13 protein-coding genes are annotated in these 13,319 nt (G+C 44.4%); 3 read left to right on the top strand and 10 right to left on the bottom strand.

The annotated features are described in order from the left end of the window. Positions 1-2,067: a DUF4842 domain-containing protein gene (locus T360_RS0109210; RefSeq protein WP_081772761.1), complete on the bottom strand. Its 2,067-nt coding sequence runs from the start codon at positions 2,065-2,067 to the stop codon at positions 1-3. A gap of 257 nt (positions 2,068-2,324) precedes the next feature. Beyond that, positions 2,325-3,134 carry a hypothetical protein gene (locus T360_RS0109215; protein ID WP_028912523.1) on the bottom strand — a complete coding sequence of 270 codons (810 nt, stop codon included), beginning with the start codon at positions 3,132-3,134 and terminating at the stop codon, positions 2,325-2,327. 240 nt (positions 3,135-3,374) lie between these two features. Here T360_RS0109215 and T360_RS0109220 point away from each other — a divergent pair, with 240 nt between their 5' ends. Both T360_RS0109220 and nth read left to right on the top strand, forming a co-directional pair. After that, on the top strand, positions 3,375-4,253 hold the full coding sequence (locus tag T360_RS0109220; protein WP_028912524.1) for a UbiA prenyltransferase family protein: 879 nt from the start codon (positions 3,375-3,377) through the stop codon (positions 4,251-4,253). A 1-nt stretch (position 4,254) separates the two neighbouring features. Further along, positions 4,255-4,890, top strand: coding sequence for an endonuclease III (gene nth, locus T360_RS0109225; RefSeq protein WP_028912525.1), 636 nt, complete (start codon positions 4,255-4,257; stop codon positions 4,888-4,890). Here nth and T360_RS0109230 read toward each other — a convergent pair. From T360_RS0109230 to mazG, 8 genes are all read right to left on the bottom strand, one after another. Next, the gene (locus tag T360_RS0109230) at positions 4,880-5,320 is read right to left on the bottom strand and encodes a hypothetical protein (RefSeq protein ID WP_231488139.1); all 441 of its coding nucleotides are present in this window, start codon (positions 5,318-5,320) and stop codon (positions 4,880-4,882) included. The two genes, nth and T360_RS0109230, sit on opposite strands and share 11 nt — an antisense overlap. A 10-nt stretch (positions 5,321-5,330) precedes the next feature. Further along, positions 5,331-5,687: a hypothetical protein gene (locus tag T360_RS15800; protein ID WP_155949461.1), complete on the bottom strand. Its 357-nt coding sequence runs from the start codon at positions 5,685-5,687 to the stop codon at positions 5,331-5,333. A gap of 43 nt (positions 5,688-5,730) precedes the next feature. Next, entirely contained in the window at positions 5,731-6,228 is a 498-nt protein-coding gene (locus T360_RS0109240; protein WP_036929315.1) for an RNA polymerase sigma factor, read from the bottom strand. Next, positions 6,198-7,610 (bottom strand): L,D-transpeptidase family protein, encoded by a 1,413-nt coding sequence (locus T360_RS0109245; protein ID WP_081772762.1) that lies wholly within the window; start codon positions 7,608-7,610, stop codon positions 6,198-6,200. Before T360_RS0109245 ends, T360_RS0109240 begins: the two co-directional genes overlap by 31 nt. Positions 7,611-7,633: 23 nt before the next feature. Beyond that, positions 7,634-7,936 (bottom strand): T9SS type A sorting domain-containing protein, encoded by a 303-nt coding sequence (locus T360_RS0109250; RefSeq protein ID WP_051523495.1) that lies wholly within the window; start codon positions 7,934-7,936, stop codon positions 7,634-7,636. An 88-nt stretch (positions 7,937-8,024) separates the two neighbouring features. Next, positions 8,025-8,939 (bottom strand): ribonuclease Z, encoded by a 915-nt coding sequence (locus T360_RS0109255; RefSeq protein ID WP_028912531.1) that lies wholly within the window; start codon positions 8,937-8,939, stop codon positions 8,025-8,027. Positions 8,940-8,956: 17 nt separating this feature from the next. Next, positions 8,957-9,640, bottom strand: coding sequence for a lipocalin family protein (locus T360_RS0109260; protein ID WP_036929317.1), 684 nt, complete (start codon positions 9,638-9,640; stop codon positions 8,957-8,959). 11 nt (positions 9,641-9,651) lie between these two features. Then, the gene (gene mazG, locus T360_RS0109265; RefSeq protein WP_028912533.1) at positions 9,652-10,509 is read right to left on the bottom strand and encodes a nucleoside triphosphate pyrophosphohydrolase; all 858 of its coding nucleotides are present in this window, start codon (positions 10,507-10,509) and stop codon (positions 9,652-9,654) included. A 90-nt stretch (positions 10,510-10,599) separates the two neighbouring features. Between mazG and T360_RS0109270 the strand changes: the two genes are divergently transcribed. Beyond that, a complete protein-coding gene (locus T360_RS0109270) occupies positions 10,600-13,311 on the top strand; it encodes a valine--tRNA ligase (protein WP_028912534.1) in 2,712 nt (903 codons plus the stop codon). Positions 13,312-13,319 lie beyond the last annotated feature (8 nt).

Consider the following 13,319-nt stretch of genomic DNA (forward strand, 5'->3'; position numbering starts at 1 on the left):
TTATTTATCAAATACCTTTCCACTTACAGGATCCAAATACCAGTTTGTAGATGTTACAGGATTCTCACCCCAGCTATTAAACTGTGTATAAGCATCCTTAATACAGGTCAACTCAGTAGGATACTTAAAGTCGCTAGGAATCATGATACCATGAGGATCCTCACCCTTCTGCGACATCTTAACGTCATAATTCTGAGTCTTGTTGTAGATATAAACCTGTTTAGAGAAGTCGGTGAAGCTGAATGATGGGTCAACAGTAATCACCTCTGAAACAGGCTCATAGTTCTTGCTCTGGGTATTGATAAAAGTCTTGGTATTATCAACACCAAAAAGTTGATGAATCTCGGTTGAGCTATTCAGTGTCTGACCATTGATATTGCGCAGATAGAGTTCATCATGTGCGCCGCAGGCCACAACTGAATACTTCACTTGAGTGATGTTCAGGCGCTCAGCCTTGATAACTACATCATTCATATCATAATCACCCAAGTTGCGGTCCTCGAAGCAGAAGGTATATACATTATTATTGATCTGCTGTGCAGCATCAACCTCCTTCAAGCCGCCGTTGATTTCAACTATAAGATCTACAAAGTTAACATCAACACCCTCCTCAAACATCAAGTATGCTCTCTGATTTGCTCCGAAAATGGCTGCACGAGGATCGTCTAACTTCATGCCCTTCTCTGTTACAGCCGAGCTAAATTGGGGATACTGATTAATCTCCTTGTTCAAACGTCCATCAGCATAAACTTCTCCATTATCAACATTCTGATACGACTTTTTACTATAAGCAGTACCTTTACTTGGAGATATTGCATCGTTATCTGTAGAGAACGAATCCGCCCAGTCCTTTCCATTATTTTTTCTAAACATGAAACCTACATAGTAGCCTTCAGGAATGACGAAACTCTTCACTGTAACATCTAAAGTATCAGTACTCTTCAAATCGCCGAAATAAGGAAGGACATATTCGTGAACCTTAAAATAGTCACCAACGCCTAAACCAATGCCACTAGCCGTCTTTGTAAGTTTACTATCAATACACTTGAATTTTGGTAAGTTCTTCAAGAAAGTAATCTGCTCTTTCTCCGATTTACCATTCAGCTCATTAGGATTGAAATAATAATAGTAAACAGAGGAATTATTAATCTCGCTAGATAGCATCTGCACTGGAGCCACCGTGATAGGTGCCTTACCATCAGCAACGAGATAATTCTTAGTCAACTCATATACAGGAGATGTACGGATGGTGTTCAGATTCATTTTCTTAAAATTACCATCTCTTCCTTTCTTTCCACCCAATGCAGTCAGAATGGTTTCAAGACCCTGTTTCTCAGCATCCGTCATGGTTACAGTACGATAGATAGCAGATTTCTCCACCTTCCAGGTTCCATTACCGCCTTCATTGCTCAGCATCCAGATACGCTCGTTATCCCAGTGACTATCTTTCCATGGATTGATGATAGTATCTTCATCTTCCTGACCAGCCTTCTGAGCACGCATGGCATTATATGTGAGATACGAGTTTTTATACTTCATCTTCAAGCCCGCAGTATCTGGCAGAGCTGGCAGATCATAAGCTGCTCTGGTACGAGCCTGAGCGGCCTGAGTGAACTTCACACTGGCATCGCCAGCCTTAAAAGGAGCCACATAGTAAATGCCTTTACTATCAACACACGCAGCCACCAAATCAGTATAATCTGATGGGCAATCGTAAGTGAGCTGCACTGTCTGACCTTTACTTGTTGAAATTTCATTTAGCACACGGGCATCTTCATTAAAATAGGGAGCCTCTGTCAGAATCTGAACCTTAGCGATGTCGGCCATTGGCGCATCAGCTGTTACAGAAACAGTGTACTTAGTAGTTGAACTCCAACTTTGGTCGGCACTAAAGGTTGTGCCAAACACTTTCTTAACGTTGGCATCAATCTCTTCTTGAGTTGCTCTATTGTCAACAGGTGTTGGATCTGGTATAGGCGCAGGTTCTGGCTCAGGCATATCTAAACCTTTAGAACAACCCGACAGCAATACTAATCCAAAAAACGCAAATGTTAGTTTCTTTTTCATTTCCTTCTATTATTTTAATCGATTAAACTGTTATTATTTTGCAAAAATAACTATTTTTTCTCCTAAACACAAAGAAAATACCAACAAAAGCACATTCGTTAACATTTTTTATACCCTACACTCACATCACTGAGAAATCATAATCAAGTTGAATAATGTGAATAATCAACTTGATTAATGTGAATAATCAACTTAAATAATTTATTTTGCAACTTGATTGTTGCAAAGAAACAAGTTAATTGTTTCTTGTTTCCTAATTAAACGCTCCTCTGCCACTCTTCACGTATCTCGGCTATCACCCGTGGTAATCGCTTAACTCCAAAATAATAGTCGAGCCATTTGATGATACTTTCCTCGGGCCAGTTCTCAACTCCTACCCTGCGAGACATATGCCCAACTAATTTGTTAAACACAAAAAAACGCAATTCAGTATCAGCCTGAGAATAACCAACTTTATACTTCCGTGTATACTGAAAAATACATTCACCAAAGTAGCGAGCCATTTGGACGTTGTCGTCAAGTATTTTTTTGATGATACCATACACCCGCTCATGAGCCTCTGGTTTAGCTTCTACATGAAACTTTGGCACATTACCAGCCAATAGCACATGCATGTCAATGCCATTCCGATGCTGACGCTGATTCTCAGATATCTTATCGCGATCGTTATCATTGGCCAGCGCATTGGACTTACAGAAAAAAATGCCATAAGGAATAGCGGGTTCCTCAATCTCTTGATTCGCCGAAGGCACGAAACGGTCGCGCACAAAAGGCGACATAAAGGCTTCTATCTGGTGAGTCTCTTTATGACGAACAATACGAAAGGCCCCCGACTTCTCTATCAGTTCGGATAATTCCGAATCTTGTTTAAAGCCGAGCACTTTTCGTAGCTTATTAAAGTGCTCACGGGGATAAGCCAGCGTTACTTCATCCATATACTCGTAAGCACCATCGAAAAGATATTTTATCTTTCCGATCTCCGTCCATGACAGCTTATGAGCGCGCCAGTAACGATTATAACTACGGGCGCTCGTAGCGGCTAATGCGATATCATTCTTATGTCTCATCAATTAATTAATTTAATTCTATCGGCGTGCCCTGTACAGGCACGCCTAATTTAAATATTTAAATAAATACAAGGCCCTATTTATAGGGAATAGGGCCTATAAAATATAGGCATTAAAGAAATGTTCGGGATTTCCCGACAACAATCTTTTCAATTGCAAAGGTACGAAATAATATCGAGCGCACAAAATAAAACCTTAGTAAATTTGGACATTTCATAAAATTGCACTATCTTTGTACCCATGATACATTACATCAAGTTGCTTCGCCCGCTTCAGTGGCTCAAAAACGTGTTTGTATTTGCGCCTATTTTCTTCAGCAACAACCTGCTGAAGCCAGAATTCTTTTGGCCAACATTGGTAGTGTTTGCATCGTTCTGTTTGATATCAAGTTCTATCTATTGCTTCAATGATCTTAAGGATGTAGAGGCAGACCGCATGCATCCCAAGAAATGTAAGCGCCCTATAGCCTCTGGTGCTGTATCAGTAAAGATGGGCTATACCATGATGATACTTTGCATGATTGGTGCCTTCGCGCTTATACCATTGGCTCAGAGTCCGAATACGCCCTATTTATTTATGATTGTGTTAGGCTATTGGCTGATGAACATTTGCTATTGTCTGAAGCTGAAGCAATTTGCGATACTCGACGTATCGATTATAGCTATAGGATTCGTTATGCGAGTGCTTGTTGGGGGTGTAGCCACCGACATTTGGATTTCACATTGGCTTGTGATGATGACCTTCCTCGTTACGCTCTTCTTGGCTTTTACCAAGCGTAACGACGACTATCGTATATACGAACAAACAGGCACCAAACCACGCGTATCGATAACCGGCTATAACAAGACCTTTATCAACGAGGCAACAGCCATCATCGCTTCAGTCACCTTAGTTTGCTATATCATGTACACCATGTCGCCAGAGGTGATTCATCGCCTTGGCACCCGATATGTGTATCTGACATCCGGATGGGTATTGGCAGGCTTACTACGCTATCTGCAGAACATGATTGTGTTTGGCTTGAGTGGTAGTCCAACAAAATCATTGGTAAAAGACCACTTCGTGCAGTTCTGCATTCTGGGATGGATTGCTTCATTCTTCATCATTATCTACCTGTAAAATGAGAAAGCAAGAAAGATTTGACAAGATATTGGCTCATTTCCGTGAGAAAATGCCGATAGTTACTACCGAACTCGACTTTGGCAGTACATTCCAATTGTTGGTAGCTGTGGTGCTAAGTGCCCAGTGTACAGACAAGCGCATCAATCAAGTAACACCCGATTTGTTTGCCCACTACCCTGACGCCAAGACGATGGCAGCAGCTGAAGAAGAAGATATATTCGAGTGGATTAGAAGCGTGTCGTATCCGAATGCTAAAGCCAAGCACTTGGTAGAGATGGCCCGCGTACTGATGCAGAAGTTTAATGGTGAAGTGCCAAGCACACTCGACGAGTTGCTCACCCTTCCTGGCGTTGGGCGCAAAACGGCAAATGTTATTCAAAGTGTGGCTTTTGGTAAGGCTACACTGGCAGTGGATACACATGTGTATCGTGTGGCTCACCGCATAGGACTGGTAAGCAAAAACGACAATACGCCCTACAAAGTAGAAATGGCGCTCACCAAGTATATCCCAGAAAAGGACATACCAGATGCGCACCACTGGTTGTTACTACACGGTAGATACGTCTGCACAGCAAGAAAGCCTCACTGCGACAAATGCGAAATCAACCAATATTGTGCTAAGATTATTTCTTAGGAGCCCGGTTGTGCTGTCCGAAATTGCGGAAAGCACGACGATGGAACTTGTCTTCAGCAATAATCGTACCTATAACCTTTGAAGCAGGTATCACTCGCAGAAACTTATTATGATAGGTCTGCGCAATCTGCTTCAGCTCAATTTCCAACTGGTCGCGACGCTGAATGGCACGTTTGCAAGAGGCTTCATCATGCGGCAACTTAAACAGCTCGTGTATCTTGTTATATACAACACGTTGCTTCTGCTGCATCTCACGATACAACGGAAAGAACTTGACAGCCTCATCATTGGTAAGCCCTGCCTCGGTAGTGATATACTGTTCCAAATCGGCCTGAAACTTTTCAGGCGAGAACTTCTGCTGTTCCTCGGCACGCACGCCAATCACACACATCAACAATAAAACAGCGGAAATAAGTAGTTTCTTCATCATTAAACACGTTTTAGTAACTTTCTGCCAAATAGCTGTAGATTTCATGATTATCAAGCATCATGTAGTCGGCAGCCTCCTCAAAATATTCACCACTTGCATCCTGCTGCTGAGACTGAGAAATAGCATTAGCCTGAGTAGCATTAGCCGATGAAGCATCAGCACCAGGGCGCCACATCCAAGCAGCACCAGCCACTAACAAAGCACAAACGCTGGCCGCCGCATAGAACACAGGGCGCATGAATACAGACTTTGTACGACGCTTAGGCTGCTCAGGCAGATTCTGCATAACCTGAGCAGTGAGGTTTTCAAAATACCCTTCTGGAACACGGAACGGATCCCGTTTTCCAACCTTTTCCTGTATGTACATTTCTTCTTTCATCGTATATATGACGTATTGATATTCAAATAGTTTAATCGCGCGACTTAAAAAATTCTGTAATCTTTTTCACCGCAATATGATAGGACGCTTTTAGTGCTCCCTCCGACGTTTTCAGCAGCTCGCTCATATCGCTATATTTCATCTCATCAAAATAACGCAACTGAAACACAGTACGTTGCACATCAGGCAACTGTGACACAGCTTGCTGCAACATAGCTTCAGTCTCATTGCCATCAAAATAATCATCTGCCAGCAAACTGTTAGCCACTGAGAGATCTTCAGATGTAGTAGAAGCCACATGCTTATTGTGACGCAAAAAGTCAAGACTCTCATTGATTGCTATGCGCGACAACCAAGTAGATATCTTAGACTCGCCATGAAATTCATCAAAGCCATTCCATGCTTTCAGAAAAACATTCTGAAGCACGTCATTAGCATCGTCGTGGGTGAGCACGATGTGACGTATCTGCCAGTATAGCCTCTCACTATGCTCGCGAACTATCGACTCGAACTCCCTTCGCTTATCCATTTCAATTCTTTACTTATTACCTTATCAAATCCATACAAGTCAGGGCAATAATCGATTGCTCCTGTCTTGGGATTAGGAAAGGCTGTATAATACAATATGTATAAAGGCACATTCGGCTTCACACCATGATACCCTATCAGTCGATAAGGCCGTGACGCATCAGCATGCTTGCTTAGCCATTCACGACCACGATTGGTAACTGGAGGGATATCCATAGAAATGCGAATGCTCTCAAGTGTCCATTCGTCAACACCTGCTAGCAGGAAGCATGCCAGTTCAAAAGGCTTCTGCACCCTGACACAGCCATGCGATAAAGTGCGTCGCTCGCGCTGAAAAGCTGCATGGTTATTGGTGTCATGAAGATAAATCGAAAAATCGTTTGGGAAGCGGAATACGATACGCCCAAGCGAGTTGCCTACTCCCCCCTTCTGACTGATACGCAGTCTGCCCGAGAGCAAAGCATTGGCATCTACACTACTTACATTCAGCGTATCTGTAGATTCTTTATCAATAATAGAATAGCGGTTGCGAGCGAAATAGGCCGAATCTCCTGCATGCTGCACTACCTCAGTTTTTACTATGTTATACGGGATGACCCACTCTGGATTTATCTGCATATAACTGATGGCACTATGCAACAAAGGGGTCTTGGTTGGCACAGCACCACAACAGATACGCATATCGAGCACACTATCAGCACAAACAGCCCAAAGCTGTTGAGAGGGAATATTCACCAATATCTGACGCTGATTAGCTTCGGGGTGTGTAATCTGCCAACGGCAGCGCTCCATATTTACAGCCAGTTGCTGACGTTTCTCAGCATCCGTCGTCTTATCCATTTCATTTATCAGCGCCTTATAGATATAAGTTTGAGGGGCAGACGACACCAGATATGCCACGCGATCGCTCTCTTTCATCTTCTTACAAGCTTCGGTAGTATCTGGTAAAGCTGGATCATAATCAAACACACGTGCAAAAATATCGGGATTACCTATCTTTGGATCCATGCGATTAAAAACACGTGGTTTCATAAATCCATAGCGCTGACCGGTGACATAACGCACATAGGCTTTGGTGAGATGCGCATCCAGGCGAGGCAATACCTCATTGATACTCACACCAACAGAATCAAAAGCCAACTGATGAACAATCGCCAAATCACTTGCGATCTCAGGTAAGAAAAATGCAGTTGTATCTAGCCCATTACGAGGCACCTCACGACGAAGATAGGTCAATACGGAATCAGCATCTGCTGAAACGCCCATTCTATCAAACCATACACCGGTAAGGGAACTATCCAACTGATTGACATATTCGCCGAAAGCAGAACGCTCAGCCTCTGACAACCTGCCTCCTTGACCAAAGCAGGAAACCAGTACCATGCAGATGCTCAACAAGCCTACACTTATTGAATAGATACCTTGCGAACAACTTTTCCTACCTTTAGTATGTAACACCCTTTTGAAAGATTAAGTTCCACACGCTGAACAGGGGCATCAATATTATATTCTGCCACCAGACGGCCTGTCAGCGACACTACTTTGAGCTTTTCGCCCTGAGCACCACTCACAGTAACAATTCGCCCTTCGACCACTATCGACACATCATCGATTTGCGTCGAATGAGCCGGATCCATCAGCATACCAGTAGCCAAAACCGGGGCTGCCAGTAGGAACAATATGGTTGAAATGAGTAGAAATCTCCGCATAAGCAATTTATCTATAGTCGGGGCAAAGTTAGGTAAATCTTTCGAAATGACAAAATTTTAAGCTAAAAAAGTAGTATTTCAGACACTTCTACACATCAAAGACTGCCATTTCGGTGGTCAAATAACTATTCTCAAACACCTCTTTTGCCTGATCAAGCAATACCGTTTCGTCTTCATAACGCGAGCTATAATGCCCTAAAAGCAACTTACCGGCACCGGCATCACGAGCCACCATAGCAGCCTGTCGAGCCGTGGAGTGACAATACTTCTCAGCTTGTGGCAGATGGTCATCGCCATAGGTACTCTCATGGTAGAGCGTGCTTACCCCTTTTACCTGCTTCCAGAGATCTGGTATATAGCGCGTGTCAGAAAGATAAGCATAGCTGCGCACAGGATCGGCAGGTATCACCAAGCGTTCATTGGGAATCACATCGCCATCAGGCGTGGTCCAGTCGGCCCCAGCCTTGATATTATTAATCTGACTACGTGGAACACCATAGCACTCCAGCATCTCAGGACGTATATGGGGTTGCGATGGTTTTTCGCTTATCAGATAACCGCAACAAGGCATGCGATGTATCAGCGGAATGCTTTCGACGGTAATGCTACGATCTTCGTAAACGACAGCACGCTTCGTAGTGTCAACGGGATGGAACACCACTTCAAACCCCAAGTCATGGGTATAAAATGCCAACTGACGCTCTAATTCCTCCCCCAGTTCCTTCGGTCCATGGACATGCAACTTGGCTGTTCTACCCAACAAACCGAACGTTGAAATCATGCCAATCAACCCAAAGCAGTGATCGCCATGCAGATGGGTAATAAACACATGACTCAGTTTGGTAAAGCGTACACGACACTTACGCAACTGCATCTGAGTACCCTCAGCACAGTCGAGCATCAGCACTTTCTCGCGCACTTCAACCACCTGCGATGACGCATTATGACGAAGTGTGGGCAGCGCGCTGCCACATCCTAATATATGAACTTTAAATGGTTCCAAGCTTTGATACTTAATAATTACAATTTCATATACTCATCCTGATGCTCCTCAAGCTTTAATCCATGCAAATCGGGCACAGGTTTTTCTTTCCAACGTGTATATTCCAGCGTCTCCTCTTCGTCCTGAGGTTTACCTATAGTTTTATACACAAGTGTATCATGAGAAAGTTTCAGAATCTCAAAAAAGTTAGTCTCCTCTGATTGTCCACCGCCTTCACGAATTGAAGTTATCTCAAGTTGACCATTAAAGATTCTCCATGTACGGTAGGTGATGTTCGTCATCTCGATTGACTCTGCTACACCACCCTCTTTGATACGAATTCCTATTTCGTCACTACCATCCAGCGGATCGGGCATCACCCAGTCGCCAAGCAACAGGTTTATATTGATTACCTCAGTTGCTTCGGTCTGATTTTTGTTAGTCATCACAGCCAGGCGATCGCCAACTTTTATCGAACCAAGCATCTTATGATCTCTCTGTGCTCGAGTCACATTAAGTGTCAATGTATCGCCGCTATCGGTTATCACCTTTAATACAGAAGCCGACGGTATGCCACCACAGAGGCCATAGAGGGTATGATCACGAATCAAATCGTTCACATCTACCGTATCCTCTTCACGCTCAGCCTGATGACTGTTACCACCACAGCTCAGCATCATCATAGCGACCATCGCCACACTCAGAAAAACTAACTTTTTCATATCTTTAGGTCTTAATTCTTCAACTTTTCCTTGGCTTCATTCCAGAGGGCATCCATCTCGCCTAAGGTCATATCCTTGAGCGGCTTACCCATCTTGATGCTATGCGCCTCGATATAGTTGAATCGGTTGATAAACTTACGATTGGTCTTTTCAAGCGCATTATCCGGATTCAGTTTATATAATCGGGCTGCATTAATCACGCTAAACAGGAAATCACCCAATTCCTCAGTCGATTTTTCTTTATCCTCCTTATTCAGTTCAGCTTCGAGTTCTGCCAGCTCTTCATGCACCTTTTTCCATACATCCTGGCGGTCTTCCCAATCGAAGCCAACATTGCGGGCCTTGTCTTGGATACGATATGCCTTGATAAGCGATGGAAGCGCATCGGGTACACCAGCCAACACCGACTTATTGCCATCCTTCTCCTTCAGTTTTATCTGCTCCCAATTTTCCAAGACTTGAGTAACGCTTGTTACATGAGCCTGGCTAACATTACTAGCATTACTAGGAACATAAGGCAGAGGCTTGGGATCTTCAGCATCAATCTGTGAGGGATGATAAACATGGGGATGGCGGGTAATCATCTTTCGAGTAAGCGCGTTACAAACATCGGCCATATCAAACTGCTCCTTCTCTTCAGCTATCTTGGCATAGAAACAGATGTGCAGCAACACATCGCCTAATTCCTTGCAAATATCAGGGATATCATTCTTTATAAGAGCATCGCAGAGTTCATAAGTCTCTTCGATGGTATTGGGACGAAGGCTCTCGTTGGTTTGCTTTTTGTCCCATGGACAATTAGCTCTTAACGCATCTAAAACGTCAAGAAATCGACCGAAAGCCTGCATTTTTTCTTCTTTTGTATGCATAAATCAATCATTTTCCGTGCAAAAGTACGAATTTTAAATGGAAATTTAGTAATTTTGCAGCGAATTTTGCAAAATATTAAAATATTATATATGGAATTAGCTAGCAAATACGACCCAAAAGAGGTCGAATCGAAATGGTATCAGTACTGGCTCGACAACAAACTCTTTGCCAGTAAGCCCGACGGACGTCAACCTTACACAATCGTCATCCCACCACCAAATGTAACAGGTGTATTGCACATGGGACACATGCTGAACAACACTATCCAGGATATTCTGGTGCGTCGTGCTCGCATGGAGGGAAAGAATGCTTGTTGGGTACCAGGTACCGACCATGCTTCTATCGCTACCGAGGCTAAGGTGGTGAAGAAACTCGCCGGCGAAGGTATCAAGAAGCGTGACTTGACACGTGAGCAATTCCTGAAGCATGCTTGGGATTGGACCGACGAGCATGGCGGTATCATCCTGAAGCAGTTGCGCCGTTTGGGTGCCAGTTGCGACTGGGACCGCACAGCGTTCACCATGGATGAAACACGTAGTAAGAGCGTCATCAAGGTGTTTGTAGACCTTTATAACAAAGGACTCATTTACCGTGGTCTTCGTATGGTAAACTGGGATCCAAAAGCACTGACAGCACTTTCTACCGAGGAGGTTATCTATAAAGAGGAGCAAAGTCATCTGTTCCACCTGAAGTACTACGTAGCAGATATTGAAGATGGAACATTGAATATTGAACAACTGCAGGCTGAGGGCAACATCATCCATAAGGATGAGAAGGGCTATTACGCTGTGGTTGCCACTACCCGTCCAGAGACTATCATGGGTGATACTGCTATGTGTATCAACCCGAAGGACCCCAAGAACCAGTGGTTGAAAGGCCACAAGGTGATTGTACCTCTTGTAGGACGTGTCATCCCAGTCATCGAGGACCGCTATGTTGACATCGAGTTTGGTACCGGTTGCTTGAAGGTAACACCTGCTCATGACACTAACGACTATATGTTGGGTAAGACTCACAACTTGGAGACTATCGACATCTTTAATCCCGATGGTACCATCTCTGAGCAGAGCCCACTCTATGTAGGTATGGACCGCATGGACTGCCGCAAGCAGATTAGCAAGGACCTGCAGGCTGCCGGACTGATGGAGCGCATTGAGGACTATATTAATAAGGTAGGTTACTCTGAGCGCAACCCTGACACCGCCATCGAGCCACGCCTCTCACTGCAGTGGTTCCTGAAGATGCAGCACTTTGCTGACATCGCTCTGCCACCAGTAATGAATGACGAACTGAAGTTCTATCCAGCAAAATACAAGAATACTTATAAGAACTGGTTGGAGAATATCCAGGATTGGTGTATCTCTCGTCAGTTGTGGTGGGGACATCGTATTCCTGCTTACTACTATGATGAAGAGAAGTTTGTAGTAGCCGAGACTGCCGAAGAGGCATTGGAGCTGGCTCGTAAGGAAAGTGGCAACGCAAACCTGCAGTTGAGCGATATGAAGCAGGATGAGGATGCACTTGACACATGGTTCTCTTCATGGCTGTGGCCAATCTCTCTGTTCGACGGAATCAACAATCCTGGTAACGAGGAGATCAACTACTACTACCCCACTGCCGACCTGGTAACAGGTCCAGATATCATCTTCTTCTGGGTAGCACGTATGATCATGGCTGGCTACGAGTATATTGGCAAGATGCCTTTCAAGAACGTTTATTTCACAGGTATCGTTCGTGATAAGCTGGGTCGCAAGATGTCAAAGTCACTGGGTAACTCACCAGATCCTATCGAACTGATTGAGAAGTTTGGTGCCGACGGTGTGCGTATGGGTATGATGCTCTCAGCTCCTGCTGGCAACGATATCCTCTTCGACGAAGCTCTCTGCGAACAGGGACGTAACTTCAACAATAAGATTTGGAATGCATTCCGCTTGGTTAAGGGCTGGAAGGTGGCTGATATCGAGCAGCCAGAGGCTGGCAAGATTGCTACCGCTTGGTTTGAGGCTAAGTTGAAGCAGACCAATGCCGAGGTTGAGGATCTGTTTAAGAAGTATCGTATCAGCGAGGCCCTGATGGCAGTTTACAAACTGTTCTGGGATGAGTTCTCAAGTTGGTACCTCGAGATGGTTAAGCCCGCCTACATCAATGGTGAGCCTCAGCCTATCGACAAGGCAACTTATGACAAGACCCTTGAGTTCTTCGAGATTCTGCTGAAGATGCTGCACCCATTCATGCCATTCATCACTGAGGAATTGTGGCAGCACCTCTATGACCGTCAGGAAGGCGAATCAATTATGCGTGTCAGCCTGAAGCTCGACGCTCCAACCAACGATGACGAAGCACTCATCGCTCAGGTTGAGAATGTGAAGCAGATTGTATCAGGTGTGCGTATGGTTCGCAACCAGAAGAACATCGCCCCCAAAGAGCAGCTCGACCTTCAGGTTGTTGGCAAGAATGACTATGATGCCTTCGATGCAGTAGTTATCAAGATGGCCAATCTGAAGAGCATCAACGTCGTTGCAGAGAAGGATGCCACCGCATCTGCCTTCATGGTAGGCACCGATGAGTTTGCCGTTCCTGTTGGCGACATGATTGATGTGGAAGCCGAGATTGCCAAGATGGAGGCTCAGTTGCAGCACCTCGAAGGTTTCCTGGCTGGCGTCAAGAAAAAGCTCTCGAATGAGCGCTTTGTTGCAAATGCGCCAGAGGCAGTTGTAGCTCTTGAACGCAAGAAGCAAAGTGATTCGGAAGAGAAGATTGCAGCACTGAAAGAAAGCATCGCTGCTCTGAAGAACAAGTAATAAAAAGC

It is taken from the genome of Prevotella sp. MA2016 (assembly GCF_000619825.1).
In the GTDB taxonomy this organism is placed as follows: Bacteria; Bacteroidota; Bacteroidia; order Bacteroidales; family Bacteroidaceae; genus Prevotella.

Excerpts from the sequence above, each read along its gene's own strand:
- T360_RS0109260 (WP_036929317.1), bottom strand. The coding sequence starts at position 9,640 with ATGAAAAAGTTAGTTTTTCTGAGTGTGGCGATGGTCGCTATGATGATG.
- T360_RS0109220 (WP_028912524.1), top strand. The coding sequence starts at position 3,375 with ATGATACATTACATCAAGTTGCTTCGCCCGCTTCAGTGGCTCAAAAAC.
- T360_RS0109230 (WP_231488139.1), bottom strand. The coding sequence starts at position 5,320 with ATGATGAAGAAACTACTTATTTCCGCTGTTTTATTGTTGATGTGTGTG.
- T360_RS0109250 (WP_051523495.1), bottom strand. The coding sequence starts at position 7,936 with ATGCGGAGATTTCTACTCATTTCAACCATATTGTTCCTACTGGCAGCC.
- mazG (WP_028912533.1), bottom strand. The coding sequence starts at position 10,509 with ATGCATACAAAAGAAGAAAAAATGCAGGCTTTCGGTCGATTTCTTGAC.
- T360_RS0109240 (WP_036929315.1), bottom strand. The coding sequence starts at position 6,228 with ATGGATAAGCGAAGGGAGTTCGAGTCGATAGTTCGCGAGCATAGTGAG.
- T360_RS0109245 (WP_081772762.1), bottom strand. The coding sequence starts at position 7,610 with ATGGTACTGGTTTCCTGCTTTGGTCAAGGAGGCAGGTTGTCAGAGGCT.
- nth (WP_028912525.1), top strand. The coding sequence starts at position 4,255 with ATGAGAAAGCAAGAAAGATTTGACAAGATATTGGCTCATTTCCGTGAG.
- T360_RS15800 (WP_155949461.1), bottom strand. The coding sequence starts at position 5,687 with ATGTACATACAGGAAAAGGTTGGAAAACGGGATCCGTTCCGTGTTCCA.
- T360_RS0109270 (WP_028912534.1), top strand. The coding sequence starts at position 10,600 with ATGGAATTAGCTAGCAAATACGACCCAAAAGAGGTCGAATCGAAATGG.
- T360_RS0109210 (WP_081772761.1), bottom strand. The coding sequence starts at position 2,067 with ATGAAAAAGAAACTAACATTTGCGTTTTTTGGATTAGTATTGCTGTCG.
- T360_RS0109215 (WP_028912523.1), bottom strand. The coding sequence starts at position 3,134 with ATGAGACATAAGAATGATATCGCATTAGCCGCTACGAGCGCCCGTAGT.